Here is a 20,273-nt window from a genome sequence, read left to right on the forward strand (position 1 = left end):
ATGCTCGGCCACGGCGGACGTGCGCGAATAGCAGCGCCGGCTCCGTCGCATCCGGTGACACCGACGTGCGGGCACAACTGAATCGGTCGATTCGTTACTAAGGACAACAACTGATGGGCAAACACAACGCAAGGCGAAACCCTCTCGGTTCGATGCGGTTGGCCATGCTCTCGATGACCGCACTGATCGCTACCGGAATCGCCACCGAGCACGGGCCGTCGCCCGAGAACCAAGCGGCGATCCTGACGGCCACCATGACCGAACTACCGCCCCAGGCGCCGGTCACCGAGCCGGCTGGCACCGCAGCCGATTCACGGCAGCCTGCCGCGGTCGGCCGGCCCGAGCGGCCGACACGTCCGATACGACCATCCATCGACGCCGACGAACTACCTGATCAGCCGGCCAGCCAGAAGGTCGGACCGGACGGACTCGGCCTGCCGCTCACGCCTGCTGAGCCGAAGGTGACCGTGCCCGGCCGGACGAACACGCCGCGATATCACCATCAGAACGACGCGGTAGGCGCCAGGCCCGGTGCCCAAATCGCCCTTCCGCCACTGGATCTCAACGCGCTCCTGACCAACATCAGTGCCGCCCTCAACGCGGGAGCAGCGTTCGCGGAAGGCCTGGAGTCCGGCAGTGCGGTCCGCAACACCGAGGCGAGCAAACCTGCTCCGAGCAGTACGGAAGACGACGCTGCCGCCGCGGGCACTGAGAGCACGAGCGCCAACAGTGTCCAAATGGCTGCTCCGGCAACAGATCTCACCTCACTGTTGGCCACCATCAGCGCCGCGCTGAAAGTGGGAGCAGCGTTGACGCAGGGCCTGGAATCCGGCAGCTCGATCCTCGACACCGGCAGCGCGGCGCTCAGCCCTGGCAGCGCAGCTCTTGGCACCGGCAGCGCGGCCCTCGACGGCGGTAGCTCGATCGCCGGAACCGGCAGCTCGGTGCTCGGCCCCCTCGCCGCGGTGCTCGCCCCCCTCAGCGCCGCAGCACTGGCCTCCGCCTGACGCTCACGCATCGTGAACTCCCATCGGGCCTCCCGTGCCGATGGGAGTCACGTCGGCGCCAAACCACAACTCCGGTCCACCGATTCGGGTCCGCCACTGAACCCGAAATCGACATCATGTCCCGCTCAACGGTCAAAGTCTCGTTGCCGAGCGGGACACCGGGGCGACGCGTCCGTGATTTGCCGCCCTGCTGTCTCACTCGGCATCCAGCTACGCAACGTGGGATCGCCGAGCGGGATATCGCGTCGTCGTGCCCTGTGTTTCCGCCGTTATGTCCCACTCGGCGTCTGGCCGCGCGATCTTGGTCGCCGGGATCGCGACGGTGTGTTTTGTGTTGTGGCGCAGCCTCGCTAGATGCGAGTCCCATTCGGGGGTTCCGTGCTGTAGCCGCGGAAGTTCAGGCTGACAACGCGAGCACTGCAGTGCCGAACTTGACGACGGCGTGCGCGACCACCGGCTGGTACGAGCCGGTGGTCGGCGGGCGGGTCGGCCTGGGCGGAAGTGCGGTTACTCCTCCGACTCGTAGCGCAGGGCGTTCTCTGAGCGGCAGATCTCATCGATGCCAGAAACTATGTCGCGCAAGAGTTCTGAGGGGAGGGCGGCGGGGCGGAGGCGGCTGGTGAAGGTGATCAGGCCGTGGTCTTCGGGGGAGAGGCCGCGGGCGGCGGACTCGGAGCGGAGGTAGCGGGAGCGGACGCCGTAGGTCATCGCGGAGATGACGGTGAAGCAGCCGGTGCGCTCGCGGTGGCCGGCGAACAGGTCGTGCAGGCGGTAGAAGACCGACGTGTAGCTGGACAGGGGCGCGAAGATGCCGACGCGGTAGGCGGGGCCGCGCTCGGAGGAGCTGAGGGCGGTGTCGGCGAGGTATTCCGCGTCGCGCAGGGTTTGCACCTTGGGTGCGAAGAGCACCGCGCCCGCCGCCGCGTTGCGCAGCGGCATGCCCGCGGGCCCGCTGGCGGCGGAGGCGATAACGCCCAGCGACTTTCGCGCACGCGAACCGACCTCACGGCGCGCCCGCACCGAGCGGGTCGGCGCGGTGGGATGCAGCGTCGACCACTGCCCGAACCGCACCGTGCCCAACTGCACATGCCCGACACCACCCGGCCGCGCGACCTTCAGCGGTGCGGTATCGACCCAGCGACCCACCTGCAGCGCCGCGTTGCCCGGCCGCATGATCTCGGCGTAGGCGTGCTCGACGAAGGAGTCGAAGTCGAGGAACCGGTCGGCATTGGTGGTCAGCCAGGTGCGGTCCTTGTCGATGTCGATCACGTCGAGGGTGAGCGCGGTGATGATGCCCGCGCGCCCGCCCGCGCCGAGGATGCGGTGGAAGCGCTCGGCGTGGTGGGTGCGTCCGCAGGTGCCGATGCGCCCGTCGTTGTCGACGTACTCCAGATCGACGATCTGGTCGATGAACATGCCGTACTTGTGCGACGCGGCGCTCACGCCGCCCACGGACGCGAATCCGCCCGCGGTGATGTCGCGGTGGTCGCCGACGATCGGCAGGCCGAGCCCGTGCGCGCCGAGCCGCCGGTCGATGTCGGACAGCTTGGCGCCCGCCTGCACGCGCACCGTCCGCCGCCCCAGGTTGATGTCGAGCACCTGATTCATCCGGCGCAGCGACACCACCGTCGGCTGGGCGGGCAGTGTCAGACCATCGTCCAGTTGCTCGCCACCGCGCACGGTGAGCGGTTCCGCGCGGCCGCGTGAATCCCGAACCGTGCGAACGACATCCGCCGTATCGCGGGGTAGGTATTCCTCGGCGGAGACAAACTGCGGCGTGCTCATGGCACGAAAGCTACTACAGCGCGGCCCGCGACGCCTCCCCGATCTCGTGTGCTACCGGACGGTCGGTTCGAGTCGCTGGCTGAACAGCACCGATCCGCTCGCGTCGCACAGATTGACTGTCAGTTCCCTTGACTTGCCGTCGATCTGTACCTCGCCGAAATGCTGGAAGGCATCCAGCGGAGAACTGTTCTGCACAGTCGGCGCGTGCACGAACACCGCCTCCGGACCGAACGTCGCGTCGAGCGGATTCGGCCCGAACGCGCCCGCGTTGAGCGGTCCGGAGACGAACTCCCAGAACTCGTCGAAGTCGGTGAACGCCGCGCGCTCGGGGGAGTAGCGGTGCGCCGCCGTGTAGTGCACGTCGGCGGTCAGCCAGACCACGTCGGTCACCTTGTTCGCCTTGATCGACGAGAGCACCTGGGCGACCTCGGTTTCCCGGCCGGACGGCGCACCGGGGTCGCCGTTGGCCGGGCCCTCGAACGCGGTGGTGTTCGGCTGTTCACCGTCCTTGACGACCAGGCCGAGCGGCAGGTCGTTCGCGACGATCTTCCAGGTGGCCTTGGAGTCGCGCAGGCCCTCGATCAACCACATCGTCTGTGCCGGACCGAAAATGCGGCCCTCGGGGCCATTGTCGGCGTCGTTGGTGTCCTTGTAGGTCCGCATGTCCAGCACGAAGATGTCGAGCAGCGGGCCGTAGGAGATCTTGCGGTAGAGGCGACCGTCCACGGCCTCCTTGGGCTCCACCGGCATCCACTCGTGGAACGCCTGCCAGGCGCGGGTGGCCAGGGTGTCCATACTGCGCTCGGCATAGCCCTTGCTCTCCGGGACGAGGCCGCCGGGGTACCAGTTGTTGACCGTCTCGTGGTCGTCCCACTGCACGACCTGCGCGACCGAGGAGTTGAAGCGGAGGTAGTTCTGGTCGGTCAGGTTGTAGGCGTAGTTGCCGCGGTACTGCTGGAGGGTTTGCGCGGGAGCGCTTTTCGCCTCCGACACGATGTTGCGCCAGATTCGCCCATCCGGGAGTGTCACCGACTCCTTGACGGGGTTGTCCGCGTAGATGGAATCGCCCGAGTGCAGGAAGAGGTGCGGGTCGCGGGCGGCCATGGTGGAGAAGATCTTCATGCCGCCGAGATCGGGGTTGATGCCGTAGCCCTGGCCGACGACGTCGCCGGACCACTGCAGCCGGATATCGGATGCGCCGGTGGGCACGGTGCGGAACACGCCGGTGATCGGCTCGGAGATGCCGCCATCGTCACCCTCGAGAGTTACCCGGTAGTGAACCTGCTCGCCTGCGGGCAGGCCGTTGACGCGTACCCGGCCGGTGCCGTCGGAATCCGGGGTGAGCAACGGTCCGGTGAATCGCTTGGCATTGGCGAAGGATTCGGTCGAGGCGGTCTCCACGATCAGCTTCGCGGGGCGGTCGGTGCGCGCCCAGATCAGCGCGCCGTCGCTGCGCGGGTCACCCACCGCGACACCGTGCGTCAGCACCGGACGCTGCCGGGCCAGGCCGGGGCCGTCGGACGAGCACGCGGCCAGCGCGGGAGCCGCCACCAGGCCGAGTGCGGAGGTGCGCAGCAGGGTGCGGCGGGAGAAGCCGAAGGTCGAACCAGTCATGGGATCACCCTGGACCAGCTATCTCAACGCAATGTGAACGGGTCCGGTCCGGTTGGGTAACTGGGTCGGGGGTGCGGACGGTTTCGAGCCGGTCAGGGGGAACCGTGAGTGGCACACCATGGAGAGGGGATCTCGCGATTTGCCGCAGCCATGTGCCACTCACGGGGACTCCTGGTCTGGTGTCGGAAGCTATGCGGGGTTGAGGGTTCTGTTGAAGAGGGTGAGTGCTTTGCGGTGGGCGTGGGTGGCGGCGGGGGCGTGATAGGTGGGGCCGGGGACGGCGAATCCGTGGTCGGCGTTGGGGAGGATGTCGACGGTGGCTCGGGGGCCCAGCTTCTGGAGTTCATCGATGAGGGGTTGGTTGTGTTCGGCCGATGCGATGTGGTCGGCCTTGCCGATGGCGAAATAGAATTCGCCCTTTGCGTTTGCCACGGTCTTGTGTGGTGAATTCGCTTCCGGTGAAACGCAGAACGAGGGGTGTAGGCCTGCGCCTGCGGTGAAGATGTCGGCGTGGTCCGACATGGTTTGCAGGACTGCGCGTGCGCCGTTGCAGTAGCCGATGCATCCCATCGAGGATTGCTTGGCGGCTGGATCCGCGGCGAGGTGGTCGAGGAGGGCGGTGACGTCTGTGCGGACCAGGTCGTCGGTTGTGGCCGTGACCATTTGGAAGAAGTCGCGCATCAGTGTCGAGTCGCGTCCGGCGGCGATCAAGTCTTCGGGTGGGACGTGGATGAATTGTCCGAAGCGGTGGTATCGGTCAGGGGCGAGGACGTAATAGCCGGACTTTGCTATGCGGTGGACTGTTTCGTGGGTTGCCGCGCGAATGCCGGGACCGTCGTGGAATAGGAGCACGACCGGAAGTGGGGCATCGGTTTCGGGGCGTTTGGTGATAACCGCCATTGGTCCGTCCGCGGTTGGGATGTCGAGGATTTCTTCGATCATGTTGTTCTCCTTGGACATTCGTGTGCACATCAGGTTTTGGGGCGCGCCGAGCGAGTAGTTGGGCTATCGCGTTGGTGAGCGAACCAGTCACTGCCGCAAGCGGATACACGCCGTGCAGACCGGGGTGGGTCGCGGTGAGTGTGGTGGGTCGCGGTGCGTGCGGCGGGTCGCGATGTGCGACAACGTTTGCGCATGGGCAACTGTCGGCCAAGGTGTGTACTTGCCGCCATTCAGACCTATGGGAATGCTGGATACCGGCATGGATCTAATCTGAATCAATGGATACTGTCGATCGTGGGCTGATTCATGCGCTGCAGGTCGACGGGCGGGTCGCGTTTCGTGATATCGCCGCGGTGCTCGGCGTTTCGGAGAACACCGTTGCCCGCCGGTACCGGAAGCTGCGCGGCGAGGGCACTTTGCGAGTGGTTGGCATGGTCAACGGTGGGCGTCTTGGGTATGTGTCCTGGACGGTGCGGGTGCGTTGTACGCCCGATGCCGCTGTGTCGGTGGCCAAGGCGTTGGCGGGCCGCGCGGACACCTCGTTCGTGTACCTGCTGTCGGGTGGCACCGAGGTGTCCTGCACTGTGCAGGCCGCTAGCAGTCAGGAGCAGGATGCGTTGCTGCTGCATAAGTTGCCGCGGACCAGTCGGGTGGTCTCGGTGTCGGCGCATCTCGTGCTGCGGGGGTTCGCGTTGCCGTCGGGATGGCAAGGTCTAGCAGTGCTCTCGCCGGAGCAGGTCGCGCGCCTCGAACCGCTTCCGGTTGAATCATCCACCGCCCCAGTCGAACTGGATGACGGTGTTCGTGCACTGCTGCACGCGCTCAACCGGGACGGCCGCGCTTCCTACGCGGAGTTGACGGCGGTGACCGGGTGGTCGGAGTCCACGGTGAAGCGTCGCCTCGCGAGTTTGCGGCGCACGGGAGTGCTGCAATTCCACCTCGATCTGCCGCCTGCCGCGATCGGGTTCCGCACCGAGGCCCGGCTGTGGATCAATGCGCAACCCGCTCGCCTCGTCGAGGTCGCCGAAGCCCTGGCTCGCAGGCCTGAGGTCGCCTTCGCTGCGATGACGACCGGGTCGACCAACCTGCTCGTGGCGGTCAACTGTCGCGACACCACCGACCTGAGCTTGTTCCTGACCGAACGAATCGCTCCGCTGCAAGGCATCAACTCGATGGAAACCGCTCCCATCATCAAGACCGTCAAGCGTGCCGGAGCGCTACTGCTCTGAGCTGGACGTCGTCGCGCTCGTACACGTCCTTGACTTCTGCGGCGTGCAGAGGAATCATCTGATTCTAGTGGAATCAGCTGATTCCTTTCGGGCGACGGTGCCTGGTCCGCTGCTGGCGGAGCGGCCTGGTCGGACGGGCTGCGGCCCTGGTAGGAGAGCAGATGGACCAGGAAACCGGCGAGCGGGCGGCGAACGAGTTCTTCGACGATGTGTTCGGGCGGTTCGAGGACCTGGTGGGGGAGGCTGCCGGGCGCTGGGTTGCCGATGAGGATCGGTGGCGCGAGTTCGTACGGCGCTGGGTGTTCGACGGGTACTTGCGTCGTGATGTCGACGTGCTTGTGTCGATGGTGACCGATGACTTCACCAACCGGGATCCACTGAACCTGGGGCACTTGGTGCAGGGTCCGGGTGAGTTCCGGCGGATGCTGGTCGACACCTTCGTGGCATTTCCGGACACATTGTTCGCAGCGGCCGATCTGCCGTACTTCGGGCTGGCGGCCGACATGATCGTGGTGCCGTGGCGGGCGATGGGGACGTTCACCGGGCCGCTGGCGTGGGGTCCGCCCGGTAAGCGGAAGTCCTTCGCGCCCAACGGAAAACGCTTCGATTTCACCGGGATCGACACGTATACGCTGCGCGGTCCGAAAGTGTGTGCCATGCAGAGCTTTTACGATCCGATCGAAGTCGCTCAGCAGCTCGGGCTCGCGCCCGAATCGTCGAGCCTCGCCCTGCGATTGGCGCCCTATCCGCAGGCGATCGCCGCGGCTGTGCAGCGAAAGAGGAAGTAGTTCATGGCAAATGGTGCAGAGCATGTGTCGGTTGCGGTCGTCGGTGCGGGGTTTGCGGGGATCGGGCTCGGGGTGCGGTTGCGGGAGGCGGGGTTCGAGGATTTCGTGATCCTGGAGCGTGCCGGGGAGCTCGGGGGTACGTGGCGGGCGAATACGTATCCCGGGTGTGCGTGTGATGTGCCGTCGATGTTGTATTCGTATTCGTTCGCGCCGAATTCGGAGTGGTCGCGTCGGTACGGCACGCAGCCGGAGATTCTCGACTACCTGCGCAGGGTGGCGGCGAAATTCGTTGTGCCGCAGCATATTCGCTACGACACCGAGCTGCGGGAGGCGAGTTGGGATGATGCGCGCGGACATTGGCGGATCAGCACGTCGCAGGGGTCGATGACGGCTGACGTGCTCGTCTCGGCGATCGGTCCGTTCAGTGAGGCGCAGATTCCGGAACTGCCGGGGATCGAGAACTTCACCGGCGCGCAATTCCATTCGCTGCATTGGGATCACGGCCATGACCTGACCGGCGCGCGGGTAGCCGTTATCGGTACCGGGGCGTCGGCGGTGCAGTTCATTCCCGAGATACAGCCGAAGGTGGGGCAGCTGACGGTGTTCCAGCGGTCCGCGCCGTGGATCGTGCCGCGGTTGGATTGGGCGACCTCCGATCTCGAACGCTCCGTGCTGCGGCGGATGCCCTTGGTAGGCAAAGCAGTTCGCGGCGCCTACTTCGCGGCGATCGAGGGGTTCGGGTTGGTCGGCTTCGTGGACAAGCGATTCCGGCATCCGTACGAGGCGTTGGGGCGACTTCAGCTACGTCGGCAGGTGCGGGATCGGCGGCTGCGCGAGCGGCTGACGCCCGATTACATGATCGGCTGCAAGCGGGCCATCTTCTCCGACGCCTACTATCCGGCGCTCACGCAGCCGAATGTCGAGGTGGTCACCTCGCGGATCGTCGCGGTGGGACCGCGTTCCATCTGCACCGACGACGGCGTGGAGCACGAGGTGGACACCATCATCTGGGGTACCGGTTTCGGTGTGCCACCGCAGGTGTTCGATCGGGTCCGCGGCAGTGACGGGCGCAGCATGGGTGAGCTGTATCGCGAACGCCCGCAAAGCTATCTGGGCACCACGGTGACCGGCTTCCCGAACTTTTTCACCACCCTCGGTCCGTTCGGTGCCGCCGGAAACCAGTCCGCGATATTCATGATCGAAGCCCAGGTCCGCTACATCGTGGATGCCCTGAAAACCATGCGGGACAACGGACTCCGGCGAATCGAAGTACGCCCCGAAGCACAGCAGGCCTTCCTCCTGGAAATGGATGCCCGCAGCCGGGACACCGTGTGGGTAACCGGCAACTGCCGCAGTTACTACCAAACCGCCGACGGCACCGGGAATGCCGGTTTGTACCCGAACTGGAGCTTCGAGTACGCCCGCCGGACAAGTCGTTTCGATGAGGACGCCTATCTGACGAGTGAGGTGCGTGGATGATGCTGGGCTTGCGTTGGTCGACGGCCGGTTTCGAGGTGCGTGGCCGGGTGGTGGTGATCAGTGGTGCGGGGCAGGGGATCGGGCTCGAGTTGGCTCGGATGCTGTATCGGCGCGGTGCTTCGGTGGCGATGATCGATCTCGATGAGGAGAGAGCTCGAAGTGCCGCAAGCGAATTGGGGCAGCGGGCGCTCGCTGTCCGGGCCGATGTCGCCGATCGTGCGGGGATGGTTGCGGCTTTCGAGGCGGTTCGTGAGCGGTTCGGCAGGATCGATGTGGTGGTCGCGAATGCCGGTGTGACGCCTGCTCCGGCGACGATTCGCACGATGGATCCGGCCGATTTCGATCGTGTCCTCGCGATCAATCTGACCGGGGTGTTCAATACGGTTCGTCCGGCGCTCGACGACATCGTCGCTGCCCGTGGGCATGTCGTGGTGGTGTCGTCCTGCGCCGCGTTTGCGCCGGGCATGGGTGGCTCGCCGTACATGATCAGTAAGGCGGGCGTCGAGCAACTCGGTCGTGCGCTGCGCGTCGAACTGGCTGCGGTGGGAGCCAGTGCGGGCGTCGCCTACTTCGGCATCGTGGACACCGCGATGACCCACCACACCTTGGACGAGGACGAGCTGGGTCGCGAAGTGGGCAGGCTGCTGCCGTGGCCGTTGAACCGTCGGATCACCGCCGTCGAAGCGGCCGCCACGATCGCCGACGGCATCGCGCACCGGGCTGCGCGCACGATCGCCCCGAGTGCCTGGGAGCCGTACGCATTGCTGCGCGGCGCCGTGAACGTCGTGCTCGACCGCTACCTCAGCCTGGACGCGCAAACGCACGAGTTGATCCGTCGGCTGGAACAACGCGCACTGGCGCTCGCGGCTGAGGCTGTCGATAGTGCTGTGGCATCGGATGAACGCGCACTGCCGCACGCCGCCGAGCCACTCGACAGTCCCGTGACATCATCAGGACCGTGAGTTCGTCAACCGACAACACCTGGCGCGGCAGCACCATGGCCGCGCGTTCCGCCGAGCGGCGGGACCAGTTGGTGCGCGCCGGATTCGAACTGCTCGGTGCGGAGGGTGCGGCGGCGACCACTATGCGCGCGGTCTGCCGCACGGCGGGGCTTAGCCTGCGGTACTTCTACGAGAGTTTCCCTGACCGTGAGGCGCTGCTCGTCGAGGTCTATGACCAGGTCGCGCATGGCCTGCTCGAGGCGGTCACCACCCGGCTGGCGGCGGCACCCGCCGACGAAACCGCTCGCATCCACGCGGCTTTCGATGCAGCAGCCCTCTACTTCGAAGACGATCCTCGCCGCGGCCGAATCATGTTCCGCGAAACTCTCGCCGACGACACGCTGCGCAGCCACGGCTCCGCCGCCCTACCGAACTTCGTCCTGCTGGTCGCCGCTCAACTGTCCCCAGAACGAGCCGCCGACCTCACCCCTGACCACCTCACCATGCCGATCAGCGCCCTCTCTGGCGCCCTGGTCTCCCTCTTCCTCGACTGGCTGTCCGGCCGAATCCCCGCCTCCCGCCCCGAAATCGTCACCTACGCCACCAGCCTCACAACTGCCATCCTCACCACCCCGTAGCCGGGACAAGACTGCACCAGCTCACGAGACGCCACTCGGTGATGTACCGCTCGATGCCAGAAATGAGAAGACCACCCATGTCGCGCTATGCGCGGACATGGGTGGTCGTGTCTTACGTGCTCGGAACTGCTCAGCTGGCCGCGGTGTGCGGGATGCGGGTGGCTTCGCGGGCGCTGTCGCCGGGGGTGTTCTTCTTGAGGCTGGCGGCGTAGACGTCTACGTATTCCTGGCCGCCGAGTTGCATGAGTTCGTACATGACCTCGTCGGTGACCGCGCGTTCGACGAAGCGGTTGCCGCCCATGCCTTCGTAGCGGGAGAAGTCGATGGGGGTGCCGAACTTGACGGTGACCTTGCGGCGGCGCCAGCGGAAGGGGCCGGGCGGGCTCACGTCGTCGGTGCCGATGACGGCGACCGGGATGACGGGGACGCCTGTTTCCAGCGCGAGGCGGGCGAGGCCGGTCTTGCCCTTGTACAGGCGGCCGTCGGGGGAGCGGGTGCCCTCGGGGTACAGGCCGACGAGGCGGCCCTGGTCGAGCAGCTTGCGCGCGGCGTTGAGGGCGTCCTCGGCCGCGTCGGCGCCGGTGCGGTCGATCGGGAACTGGCCGGAGGTGGTGAAGAACCACTTCTGGAAGGCGCCCTTGATGCCCGGGGTGTTGAAGTATTCGGCCTTGGCCAGATAGTTGATGCGCCGCGGGCTCAGCAGCGGCGCGAACAGCCAGTCCGCGAAGGAGAGGTGATTACCCGCCATGATCGCCGGACCGTCCGCCGGAATGTTCTCCACACCTTCGACCGTGGGCCGGTTGTAGAGATGCATGAACGGTCCCAGCAGCACGTACTTCAGCAGCCAGTAGAACATGACGTCCTTTCCCCGGGACCGGGATTGAGGCGGGCACCTGCGTCAGTTGCCGACTTTACCGCTGGTGCTAGATCACATCCAACCGCAGCGGCGAATCTCACCACACTCTGCCATGAGCAAGCGGACGCGCCGTAATCGGCGACCGGAAGCAGATTCCTCGGCGACCGGAATTGGGGTCATCGGCGACCGAAGCAAGCATTCACCGATCGAATACCACTGCCGCACGCGATGAAACGTCAACCAGCGTGAATTCACCGGGCACACGACTACCGGTGGATCGGTCAAGACGCGTTGTCGCCCGGTGGGTCAGTGGCTGCGGGCTACTCGGGAGGACTTGCGTTCGCTCTCGATCAGCGCGGCGCGGGCGAGGTCGGCGGCGCCGATCATGCCTGCGGCTTCGCCTAGCTGGGTGGTGCGGATGCGGGCGAGGGGGCGGTGGCCTGCGCCGGTTACCGAGCGGGCGTATTCCTCGCGGGCTTCGTCGAGGAACAGGGGAGCGGAGCTGCTGACGCCGCCGGCGATGACGACCAGGTCGGGGTCGAAGATGTCGCTGACGAAGGCCAGGCCGAGGCCGAGCCAGCGGGCGAAGTCCTCCATGACGCGCACGGCGAGGGGGTCGCCGTCCTGGGCGGCATTGGCGACGCGGCGGCCGGTGAGGGAGCCGGGGTCGCGGTAGACGTCCTTGGCGAGGACCGAGCGGACCGGGTCGGTGGCCAGCATTTCGATCGCGGTGTCGGCGAGTGCCGTTCCGCTGCAATACCTTTCCCAGCAGCCGCGTTTGCCGCACGGGCAGGCGCGACCCTGCGGGACGACCTGCAGGTGACCGAGTTCCGGTGCGACGCCGTGGGTTCCGCGATACAGCTGGCCATTGATGAGCAGCGCGGCACCGATGCCGGTGCCGATCGCGACGAGCACCACATTGTGGCCACCCGCGGCCGCGCCGAACCGGTATTCCGCCCACATGGCGGCATTGGCGTCGTGCTCGAGGATGACGGGGAGCTCGAGCCGTTCGGTGAGCCGTTGCGCGACGGGAGTGTCCTGCCAGGGCAGATGCGGGGCGAAGCGGACGGTGGAGCGGTCGCCGTTGATGAATCCGGCGACGGCCAAGCCCACCGCGCCGATCGGATGCCGTTGGCACAGTTCGCGGACGGAGCGGGCGAGGGCATCCTCTAGCGCCTTCGCGGAATGCGGTGTCGGCGCCTGGACGGTATCGAGGACCTCGCCGCTGGTGTCGATCACCGATGCGCGAATGTTGGTGCCGCCGACGTCGATTCCGACGGTCAGCGGTCGCGCACCTGCCATGCGGTGCGTCATGCCTTGATCGTCACAGGGATGCTGACATAGCGGGAGCGCGTGCTCGCCCGCGATGTGTGTTGTCCGGCAGCGTATTCCGCGCCGGTCGTGGCACCGGTTGGATTGTCCTGTGGCACACCGTGATTGTGCTGTGGGCCGCCGGTCGGATCGTGCTCGGGCATGACCGGATCGACCGGGACCCCGGCCAACGCCTCGCGCAGCACGGTGACCAGGGCGGTGCCGTGCTCGGCGACCGCCTGTAACACATCGTGGTGCTGGCCACGCATCAACGCGGCGGCCGCGCAGACGGGGCACCAGCTGCAACTCGACCATTCCACCTGCCCGTCGGCGGCTTGGCGCAATACCGGCTCGACCCGCTCCAGTACAGCTTCGGCGAGCAGCTTCAGCTCCGCGGCGAACTCGGCGAGGCCATCCTCCGGATCGCCCTCGGGGGCAGCGTTTTTCGGCTGCTCGCTCGACTCTGCCTGCGGCCCGTCATCGTTCGAGCCTGCGAAACCAGGTGCGGTGCGATCCTCGCTGTCGGTGTCCCACTCGGGATTACCGCCCTGGTCACCGCCTCCGGAACTCCGACGGAAGAAACCGCCGATTCGATCACTGCCCGGCCCGCCGGTCAGATCGTCGTGGGTGCCCGGCCCGTCGGTGCCGAAACCCGGCGCGGCGGAACCACGATCCCCGCTCTGGGTACCCGGCTCGGGCCGATCCCCGCTCACGTCGCGGCCTCGCCGGAAGAAACCGCCGCTCCGATCACCGCTCATCGCCGCTACCTTCGGGCCATAACTCCGGGTCCGGGCGGAAACGCACCACGAGATGTCCGCCGTCGAGTTCCGCGCCGTCGACCGTGCACCGCCGCAACACCGGCGCGAGACGAACTCGCCGCCGGACACCGTCCGCTCCCACGATCAAATCGTCCTCCACTCGGCCAAGTCGCAGCGTCGCCGCATCGACAACGGGCAGCGGCATCCGCAGGGTGTATATCGCGCGCAGACCGGTGCCTGATTCACATCGAACCACCGGTTCGCTGGAACTCGCGTCAACCTCCGCCGGACTGTCGCTCAGCATAGGTCCTGTGCCGACGGTGTTCCTGTCCGAGTCCACCGCGTACGACAGGGCCGCGAGCGAGGTGAGTCCGATCGGCTCCGGTCCGGTGTGCTGTGCGATCAGCAGCGGGATACCCGGCATCGAGCGTTCTAATTCGGCGATGGCGGCGAGCTGTTCGCCGCGCCGGTTCAGATACCAGTGCACGGCGGGGTGTTCGGTGTCGAGCGGGGAGGTCGGCGGCAGCACCTTGTTGACCACCACCGCGTCCAGCCGCAGCCCGAGCAGCGCGGCGGCGGAGCGGACCCGCTCGGATTCGGCGAGGGTGACCCGCTCGGCGACGGTGATCAGCCGCGCGCCGGTGCGCTGATGGTCGGCGAGCAGATCGCGGACCTCGGTGACCGCCTTGACGATCCGTTCGACGGTCGCGGCGAGGATCGCGCGGCGCAGGTCGGTGCCGACCGTGCTCATCGCCCTGGCATGCGGCGGCCAGATCCGCTCGAGATAACCGAGCAGGGTGTCCGGCGCGGTGATGATGCGCAGCATGTCGGCCGACGGCGGGCAGTCGACGACGATCACATCCCAGTCGTCCTCATTGGCGAACTGGGTGATCTCGACGAGCATCAGCAGTTCCTGCACGCCGGGCAGGCCGGTCAGCTCGGCCGGATCGAGCGCGGCGAGGTCGATACCGTGCTCGTGACCGGTGCCCGGCGACAGCACGCGGACCACGTCGCGGAACCGATCCTCCAGCAGCGCAAGGGAATCCACCTCGATCACGTCGAGGCCGGGCAGCACATTCGCGATCCCGGTGACGGTGCCCGGATCGTGCGGAAAACGGAAGCCGAGCGCGTCGCCGAGCGAATGCGCCTGGTCCAGCGAGGCCACCAGCACGCGGCTACCGGTCCTGGCATAGGACATGGCGGTGGCGCACGCCAGCGTCGTCTTGCCTACCCCGCCTTTGCCGATGAACAGTTCGACCCGGGTCGTGTGCGTCGTCAGCCTTCGACCCGTTTCTTCAGTTCTTTCAGCGCGGTATCGGTGATCACCTTCTCGGCCTTGCGTTTGAACATGCCGATCATCGGGATGTTCAGGTCGACGGTCAGTGTGTAGACGACCTCGGTGCTCCCGTCGGGCTGATCGATGAGTTCGTACGTGCCGTTCTGCGCCTTCTGCAGGTCACCGCTGACCAGCGTCCAGCTGACCGCCTTGTTGTCCGGCCGCCAGGTATAGGAGAGGACGTAGCTGTCCTTCACCACGCCCGCGTCCAGCACGAACCGCGCGGTGCGCGCCCGGCCGTCCGGTCCCTTTTCCTGTACTTCGACCGATTTCGCCGCCGAGACCCACTCCGGGTAGGACTCCAGATCGGCGATGACGGACATCACCTGCTGCGACGGGGCCTCGATGATGATCGACCTCTGGGTCCTGTCGGCCATGGCGGACAGCGGTTCCTTTCAGCGTCGGTCTGGGGGATGGCAGCCGGCGGAGCCGGCGGGGTGGGTCAATACAGGATGAGCGTCAGGAGGCGTGAGCGGGTGCGACACCGGCCGGGCGACCTGCCTCCAGCCGGGATTTCAATTCGAAGGCCATGTTGCGGCCCGCGACGCGGCGCGCGCGGTTGGCGGCGGCCATCCGGTTCTCTGGCAGCGCGGGTTGCGGTTCGGCGTGCAGGAAGTAGTGCACGATCACCCCGTCCAGCGCGGGCTGCAGCCAGACTTCCATGGTTCCGTTCAGCGCGCCGGACACGGTCCAGCGGATTCCCTTGTCGCCCCGGTCTTCCCGGACAACGAGGGTCAGGTCGGGCCACCAGCGGCGCCAGTTGTTCGGTGCCGATAGGACATCGGCGACGGCGATCCCTGGCGCGGCGACGAAGGTTTGGTCGGCGACCTGGATTGTGCTCACGACTCCGCCTCGCTAGCGCTCGGCTGCATCGTGCCCACCGGCGCTGTGTCTTTGGTTCGCTCGCTGCGCTCCCTCACGTAGGTGAGCGTATCGGATGAAACCATCCAACCCGCAGCTGTGATCACCGCAGTAGCTGGCGGAGCCGGGCACCGTGGGTGTCCCAGCGCCAGCGTTCCTCGACGAAGGCGCGGCCCGCGGCGCCCATGCGGGCGGCCGCGTCGGGGTCGGAGAGGATGTCTACCAGGGCGTCGGTGATCTGCTGGACGTTGCGGCCGTCTACGACGCGCCCGGTTTCACCCTCGATAACCGTTTCGGGAGCGCCGCCGGAACGCCCTGCGACCACCGGCACGCCGGAGGCGGAGGCTTCGAGGTAGACGATGCCGAGTCCTTCCACGTCCAGGCCCGCGCCGCGGGTGCGGCAGGGCATGGCGAAGACGTCGGCGAGGGTGTGGTGGGCGGCGAGTTCGCCGGAGGGCACGCGACCGGTGAAGATGACGTCGTCGGAGACGCCCGCGGCGATGGCGAGCTGGCGCAGCTTTTCCTCGTAGGGTCCGCCGCCCGCGATCACCAGCACGGCCTTGGGGACCCGGTCGCGGATCTCACGCATGGCGACGATCAGCGCGTCCTGACCCTTGCGCGGGACCAGGCGGGACAGGCACAGGATGGTCGGGCGATCGTCGAGGCCGTAGCGGTCGCGCAGTTCCGCGCGCGCGGCCGGGTCCGGGCGGAACGTGTCGGTGTCCACGCCCGGCGGCAGGTACTCCAGCGCGGCATTGCGCCCGAATGCCGATGCGAAGCGGCCGCGCGTGTACTTGCTGACATAGGTGATCACGTCTGTGTGCTCACCGATCTGCCGCAGCGCCTGCCTGGCGCCGGGCAGCATGGACCAGCCGACCTCGTGCCCGTGCGTGCTGGCCAGGATGCGTTCGGCGCCCGCGCGGCGCAGCACCGGCGACATCAGGGCGAGCGGGGCGGCGGCGCCGAACCACACGGTGTCGCACTTCTCGCCGCGCAGCAGCCGCGCGGCCCGGCGCATGACCAGCGGGGTCGGCAGCATCAGCGTGGTGGGGTGGCGGACCACCTGAAACTTCTGTTTGGCATCGAACTTCAGGTGGCTGTCGCCGCGCCAGCGCGGGGCGTACACGACGAGATCGTCCGGCGGGAGCTGACCGGCCAGGGCATGCAGATAGGACTGAATACCACCCGGCCGCGGCGGGAAATCATTGGTCACCAGCAGAGTTCGGGCCATGGTGACAACCTACTGTGTTGGATGTTTCGGTAGTTCGCGCGGCGCGTTCCGGCCTCTCGGGTCTGGCATCCGAGCGGCCTGGGCGCGGCTGGCGGCACCAGCCGCAAACCTTCTGATTTCTGGCAGACCGACTCGCCGCACTGACACGCGTGCGTATGTCAAAGGGTGTGCGGCTATGGCGAGCTCACGCCGTTTGCGTCGTCAACCAGCTGCGCCAGTCGGCGATGAAATCGGCGCGGCTGGTGCCCAGCACGTTCTGCAGGATCTGGTCTTCGGTGTCGGGAGTTTGCCGGGCCGCGGCGATCTGGCGGTAGAGCTCGACCAGACGGGGTTGGTCGTACTTGTCGGCGATGAAGGCGCAGACGGACCAGGCTTGTTCGTAGGTGCCCGCGGCGTTGCGGCCGGTGAAGTCCGGGTCGGCGGGGAGGTCGCCGGGGAGGTCGTGGAGGCGGGCCCGCGCGGTGAGGGTGGGGGCGATGTCGGTGAAGCGGTGGCCTTGGCCGCGGTGGGCGGTGTAGTCGGCGAAACCCTCGAGCATCCACAGTGGCGCGCCGTCGCGGGTTTCGGCGCGGGTGGCGATGTGGGTGAGTTCGTGGCGGAGCAGGGTGCGCAGGCCCTCGGGGTCGAGGCGGCGGCCCGCGTCGGGGCTGAAGACGATGCGCTGGCCGGTCGGTTGGGTGCCCGGCGCGAACGGGTCGGCGACGGAGGCGGCGGCGACCTCGGTGGACATGGTGCCCGCGTGCACGAGCCCGGCGAATTCGGAGGGGGAGGAGGCGACGACGATCGTGCTGGCCTGCGGCCAGTCCCGGCCCCACACGTCGGTGACCGCGGTGGTGGCGGCGGCGAGTTCACGTTCCAGGACATCGATTTCGATGCGTTGCGCGGGATGGCCGACGACCAGGGATTGCTGTCCGTCGCCGGTTGCGACCTGGCGCGCGACGATCGGGCCGAACGGTTCGATGTTGCGACGGACCTCGGCCAGTCGCGGGTCGGTGGCCGCGGCTTGGCCGACGGCTTCGGCGGTGGCCTGTGCCGTATGCGGTTTCGGAAGTGCGGAGTTCGGCAGCATGACCAGGGCACCGCAGAAACCGGTCAGCGCGACCACCATCGCGACGGTCAGGCAGAACTCGAAGCGCCGCCGTGCCGACCACCAGGCCCGCAGGCCGCGCAGGTCACTCATGACCGCACCTCGTCGATGCCTGTAGCGAGGCGCGCTGCGACACGATCCGCGCACTGCGACGCTCACTCATCGCTGAGCCTCCGTTCTCGGAGCAGATCTGACGACGACCGACGGCCGAGAGGTGTTGGACAGGTTATGTCCATTCATAGTTGGTCAGTATCGCCGAGCGGAGTTGTACGGCGTGGAGGCCATGGGTGCGACAGCGACGGGGACGCCGAAGGTGGAGGCGTGCAGCATGAGTCCGTTGCCCGCGTAGATGCCGACGTGGGAGATGTCGGAGTAGAAGAACACGACGTCACCGGGCTGCAGTTCGTCCTTCGAGACCGGCGTGCCGTAGGTCGCCTGCGCTGAGCTGGTTCGTGGCACGTTCTTGCCGACCTGCTTGAAGGCCCACTGCACGAGACCGGAGCAGTCGAACTGGTTCGGTCCGGTCGCGCCCCACACGTAGGGGTCGCCGATGCGGGTGAGTCCGGCGGCCAGTGCGCTGGTGCCGCTGCCGGGTACCAGTCCCTGCAGCAGGGTGTCGCGGTCGAAGCCAGGCGGGAAGGGGGAGCCGGCGAGCGCGGACTTGTCCTTGGTGGACAGCGAGCCCCACGCGGAGACCACCTGAGCGATGGCACCGCCGAGGTCGCTGCGTTTGCGTTCCAGATCGGCACGCACCGTGTCGGCCTTGTCGGCGGCGGCGCGGGCTTCGTCTGCGGCGCGGCGGGCGACCGTTTCGGCGGCGTTGGCGGAGTCGGTCGCCACCTTGTATTGGTCCAGCTGTGCGGAGGTCTGTGCGGCGAGCACATCCAGCGTCGACATCTGGTCGAGCAGTTGCTGCGGGGAATCGCTGACCAGCACGGCGAACAACCGGTTGGTGCGTGCGCCCTGATAGGCGGCGATCGCGGTCCGGTCGATGATCGGCTGGTACTTGCGCACTTCGTCGCGGGCGCGGTTCACCACGTCGGTGCTCGCGGCCAGCTTGGCGTCGGCATCGCGTTGGATGACGAGCTTGGCATCGAGGTCGGACTGGGCACCGAGAGCCGCCTGGTTGAGCTGCTCGGACTGGTGCGATAGGTCGATCATCCGCTGCACGGCCTCGGTGGCCGTGGACGGTAGCGCGACCGGATCAGCTCCGGCGGGACTGCCACCGTAGAGGGCGGTGGTGGCCAGGACGCCGACCGCCAGTGCCCCTCCCACCAGACGTCGCGTGCCATGTCTCCGGTGTGTTGCCACAGCCTGCCGTGCCCCGTTCTCTCGTGAAACGATCTCTCTGGAACCGACGATCTGAACCGACGAGCCCCTTCTCGCGAAAACGAGGTTTGCGCTGGGCGTGCCTCGGGTAAATCGAGAAGGTCTCGATTAGGTTACGGAACGGCCTGCGTCTATGTCCAGTAGAGAACGAAACGATCACAGGCGCCGTCCGGCGGTCGGGCCGCAACGTACGGCCCGACCAGCGGTTTCTCAGAAGCGACGGGCTCCGGCGACCGGCATCGAGGAGATCGGGGCCACCTGCACGGGCGTGCCCGCGGTGGACGCGTGCACGACATTGCCGTCGCCGGCGTACAGGCCGGAGTGGCCGCCGCCGTAGAACGACACCACGTCGCCCGGCTGCAGGTCGTCCATCGAGACCGGGCTGCCCGCGGACAGCTGGGCACCGCTGGTGCGCGGCAGCTCCAGGCCGGCCTGCTCGTAGGACCACTTCACGAGGCCGGAGCAGTCGAAGGCGTTCGGGCCCGCGGCGCCGTACACGTACGGCGCGCCGAGCTTGCTCATGGCGGCGTCGAGGGCTTCCTCGCCGACGGTCCGCTTCGGGGCGACGAACGGCAGCGGCGCCTGGCTCGGCAGTTCGATGCCCGGGATGCCCTGCGGGATCTGGATCTCGTTCGGCACCTCGAAGGTGCCGACACCGGGGATGGTCACCGGCTGTGCCGATGCGGGGGCGGCCGGAAGCAGGAAAGCGCCGATGGTGGCAGCGCCGACGGCCCCGGCTGCGACGGCACGCTGCGCCGAACGCTTGACGGATTTGGTCGTCATGATGCGGTACTCCCAATCTGCCCCACGACGCCGCACCCTGACTGGTGCCGCGGACTTCGTGTCGTTCGCACCGAGTTGGTGCGTCGGACTCCGTGAGGTCTCGAAAAGGTTACGAACACATCACGGGGGTTTGTAAAGTCCGGCTCCTGCGAATTCTGTGTGTGGGTGTGAATTCACGCTTAATCAGTGTGAGATATATCCCAACAATCACGAATAGATAACGACGCATTCTCGGCGGCGAGCGTCCCGGTCGCTATCTCGGTCAGCGATGCCATCGCCTACCGGCGACCGAGAGTGA

General features: G+C 67.1%; 19 protein-coding genes. 6 read left to right on the forward strand and 13 right to left on the reverse strand.

Features of this window, described 5'->3' with window-relative positions:
* Positions 1-113 precede the first annotated feature (113 nt).
* Positions 114-1,007, forward strand: a complete 894-nt coding sequence (locus ACQPW1_RS15480; RefSeq protein WP_433663400.1) for a hypothetical protein — start codon at positions 114-116, stop codon at positions 1,005-1,007.
* Between the two features lie 507 nt (positions 1,008-1,514).
* Here the strand turns inward: ACQPW1_RS15480 and ACQPW1_RS15485 are convergent.
* The 3 genes from ACQPW1_RS15485 to ACQPW1_RS15495 all read right to left on the reverse strand — a co-directional run bounded on the left by ACQPW1_RS15485 (position 1,515) and on the right by ACQPW1_RS15495 (position 5,348).
* On the reverse strand, positions 1,515-2,792 hold the full coding sequence (locus ACQPW1_RS15485) for an FAD-binding oxidoreductase (RefSeq protein WP_433663401.1): 1,278 nt from the start codon (positions 2,790-2,792) through the stop codon (positions 1,515-1,517).
* Positions 2,793-2,843: 51 nt separating this feature from the next.
* Positions 2,844-4,406: an alkaline phosphatase D family protein gene (locus ACQPW1_RS15490; RefSeq protein ID WP_433663402.1), complete on the reverse strand. Its 1,563-nt coding sequence runs from the start codon at positions 4,404-4,406 to the stop codon at positions 2,844-2,846.
* A gap of 189 nt (positions 4,407-4,595) precedes the next feature.
* Entirely contained in the window at positions 4,596-5,348 is a 753-nt protein-coding gene (locus tag ACQPW1_RS15495) for a dienelactone hydrolase family protein (RefSeq protein ID WP_433663403.1), read from the reverse strand.
* A 278-nt stretch (positions 5,349-5,626) separates the two neighbouring features.
* Here ACQPW1_RS15495 and ACQPW1_RS15500 point away from each other — a divergent pair, with 278 nt between their 5' ends.
* From ACQPW1_RS15500 to ACQPW1_RS15520, 5 genes are all read left to right on the forward strand, one after another.
* Entirely contained in the window at positions 5,627-6,577 is a 951-nt protein-coding gene (locus tag ACQPW1_RS15500) for an Lrp/AsnC family transcriptional regulator (RefSeq protein WP_433663404.1), read from the forward strand.
* 161 nt (positions 6,578-6,738) lie between these two features.
* Entirely contained in the window at positions 6,739-7,365 is a 627-nt protein-coding gene (locus ACQPW1_RS15505) for an ester cyclase (protein WP_433663405.1), read from the forward strand.
* 3 nt (positions 7,366-7,368) lie between these two features.
* Positions 7,369-8,844: a flavin-containing monooxygenase gene (locus ACQPW1_RS15510; RefSeq protein WP_433663406.1), complete on the forward strand. Its 1,476-nt coding sequence runs from the start codon at positions 7,369-7,371 to the stop codon at positions 8,842-8,844.
* Positions 8,841-9,806 carry an SDR family oxidoreductase gene (locus tag ACQPW1_RS15515; protein WP_433663407.1) on the forward strand — a complete coding sequence of 322 codons (966 nt, stop codon included), beginning with the start codon at positions 8,841-8,843 and terminating at the stop codon, positions 9,804-9,806. The genes ACQPW1_RS15510 and ACQPW1_RS15515 overlap by 4 nt, the downstream gene beginning before the upstream one ends.
* A complete protein-coding gene (locus ACQPW1_RS15520) occupies positions 9,803-10,423 on the forward strand; it encodes a TetR/AcrR family transcriptional regulator (RefSeq protein ID WP_433663408.1) in 621 nt (206 codons plus the stop codon). Before ACQPW1_RS15515 ends, ACQPW1_RS15520 begins: the two co-directional genes overlap by 4 nt.
* A 130-nt stretch (positions 10,424-10,553) precedes the next feature.
* Here the strand turns inward: ACQPW1_RS15520 and ACQPW1_RS15525 are convergent, their stop codons facing one another.
* From ACQPW1_RS15525 to ACQPW1_RS15570, 10 genes are all read right to left on the reverse strand, one after another.
* Complete coding sequence (locus tag ACQPW1_RS15525) at positions 10,554-11,279, reverse strand: lysophospholipid acyltransferase family protein (protein ID WP_433663409.1); 726 nt, start codon at positions 11,277-11,279, stop codon at positions 10,554-10,556.
* A gap of 306 nt (positions 11,280-11,585) precedes the next feature.
* A complete protein-coding gene (locus ACQPW1_RS15530) occupies positions 11,586-12,593 on the reverse strand; it encodes an ROK family glucokinase (RefSeq protein ID WP_433663410.1) in 1,008 nt (335 codons plus the stop codon).
* Positions 12,590-13,348, reverse strand: a complete 759-nt coding sequence (locus tag ACQPW1_RS15535) for a hypothetical protein (RefSeq protein WP_433663411.1) — start codon at positions 13,346-13,348, stop codon at positions 12,590-12,592. The genes ACQPW1_RS15530 and ACQPW1_RS15535 overlap by 4 nt, the downstream gene beginning before the upstream one ends.
* The gene (locus tag ACQPW1_RS15540; RefSeq protein ID WP_433665244.1) at positions 13,338-14,627 is read right to left on the reverse strand and encodes an ArsA family ATPase; all 1,290 of its coding nucleotides are present in this window, start codon (positions 14,625-14,627) and stop codon (positions 13,338-13,340) included. The genes ACQPW1_RS15535 and ACQPW1_RS15540 overlap by 11 nt, the downstream gene beginning before the upstream one ends.
* Entirely contained in the window at positions 14,624-15,061 is a 438-nt protein-coding gene (locus ACQPW1_RS15545) for an SRPBCC family protein (protein WP_433663412.1), read from the reverse strand. Before ACQPW1_RS15545 ends, ACQPW1_RS15540 begins: the two co-directional genes overlap by 4 nt.
* A gap of 82 nt (positions 15,062-15,143) precedes the next feature.
* Positions 15,144-15,527, reverse strand: coding sequence for a polyketide cyclase / dehydrase and lipid transport (locus ACQPW1_RS15550; RefSeq protein ID WP_433663413.1), 384 nt, complete (start codon positions 15,525-15,527; stop codon positions 15,144-15,146).
* Between the two features lie 121 nt (positions 15,528-15,648).
* Positions 15,649-16,776 carry a glycosyltransferase family 4 protein gene (locus ACQPW1_RS15555; RefSeq protein WP_433663414.1) on the reverse strand — a complete coding sequence of 376 codons (1,128 nt, stop codon included), beginning with the start codon at positions 16,774-16,776 and terminating at the stop codon, positions 15,649-15,651.
* A 184-nt stretch (positions 16,777-16,960) separates the two neighbouring features.
* Entirely contained in the window at positions 16,961-17,956 is a 996-nt protein-coding gene (locus tag ACQPW1_RS15560; protein ID WP_433663415.1) for a hypothetical protein, read from the reverse strand.
* Positions 17,957-18,109: 153 nt separating this feature from the next.
* Complete coding sequence (locus ACQPW1_RS15565) at positions 18,110-19,138, reverse strand: NlpC/P60 family protein (RefSeq protein ID WP_433663416.1); 1,029 nt, start codon at positions 19,136-19,138, stop codon at positions 18,110-18,112.
* 264 nt (positions 19,139-19,402) lie between these two features.
* A complete protein-coding gene (locus tag ACQPW1_RS15570; protein WP_433663417.1) occupies positions 19,403-19,975 on the reverse strand; it encodes a C40 family peptidase in 573 nt (190 codons plus the stop codon).
* Between the last annotated feature and the right edge of the window lie 298 nt (positions 19,976-20,273).

It is taken from the genome of Nocardia sp. CA-128927 (genome assembly GCF_050955855.1).
GTDB lineage: Bacteria > Actinomycetota > Actinomycetes > Mycobacteriales > Mycobacteriaceae > Nocardia.

What these genes read in the sequence shown, in the direction of transcription:
- ACQPW1_RS15480 (WP_433663400.1), top strand. Translation starts at nt 114, where the DNA reads ATGGGCAAACACAACGCAAGGCGAAACCCTCTCGGTTCGATGCGGTTG.
- ACQPW1_RS15545 (WP_433663412.1), bottom strand. Translation starts at nt 15,061, where the DNA reads ATGGCCGACAGGACCCAGAGGTCGATCATCATCGAGGCCCCGTCGCAG.
- ACQPW1_RS15500 (WP_433663404.1), top strand. Translation starts at nt 5,627, where the DNA reads ATGGATACTGTCGATCGTGGGCTGATTCATGCGCTGCAGGTCGACGGG.
- ACQPW1_RS15570 (WP_433663417.1), bottom strand. Translation starts at nt 19,975, where the DNA reads ATGACGACCAAATCCGTCAAGCGTTCGGCGCAGCGTGCCGTCGCAGCC.
- ACQPW1_RS15485 (WP_433663401.1), bottom strand. Translation starts at nt 2,792, where the DNA reads ATGAGCACGCCGCAGTTTGTCTCCGCCGAGGAATACCTACCCCGCGAT.
- ACQPW1_RS15535 (WP_433663411.1), bottom strand. Translation starts at nt 13,348, where the DNA reads ATGAGCGGTGATCGGAGCGGCGGTTTCTTCCGGCGAGGCCGCGACGTG.
- ACQPW1_RS15530 (WP_433663410.1), bottom strand. Translation starts at nt 12,593, where the DNA reads ATGACGCACCGCATGGCAGGTGCGCGACCGCTGACCGTCGGAATCGAC.
- ACQPW1_RS15490 (WP_433663402.1), bottom strand. Translation starts at nt 4,406, where the DNA reads ATGACTGGTTCGACCTTCGGCTTCTCCCGCCGCACCCTGCTGCGCACC.
- ACQPW1_RS15555 (WP_433663414.1), bottom strand. Translation starts at nt 16,776, where the DNA reads ATGGCCCGAACTCTGCTGGTGACCAATGATTTCCCGCCGCGGCCGGGT.
- ACQPW1_RS15515 (WP_433663407.1), top strand. Translation starts at nt 8,841, where the DNA reads ATGATGCTGGGCTTGCGTTGGTCGACGGCCGGTTTCGAGGTGCGTGGC.
- ACQPW1_RS15525 (WP_433663409.1), bottom strand. Translation starts at nt 11,279, where the DNA reads ATGTTCTACTGGCTGCTGAAGTACGTGCTGCTGGGACCGTTCATGCAT.
- ACQPW1_RS15560 (WP_433663415.1), bottom strand. Translation starts at nt 17,956, where the DNA reads ATGAGTGACCTGCGCGGCCTGCGGGCCTGGTGGTCGGCACGGCGGCGC.
- ACQPW1_RS15495 (WP_433663403.1), bottom strand. Translation starts at nt 5,348, where the DNA reads ATGATCGAAGAAATCCTCGACATCCCAACCGCGGACGGACCAATGGCG.
- ACQPW1_RS15505 (WP_433663405.1), top strand. Translation starts at nt 6,739, where the DNA reads ATGGACCAGGAAACCGGCGAGCGGGCGGCGAACGAGTTCTTCGACGAT.
- ACQPW1_RS15510 (WP_433663406.1), top strand. Translation starts at nt 7,369, where the DNA reads ATGGCAAATGGTGCAGAGCATGTGTCGGTTGCGGTCGTCGGTGCGGGG.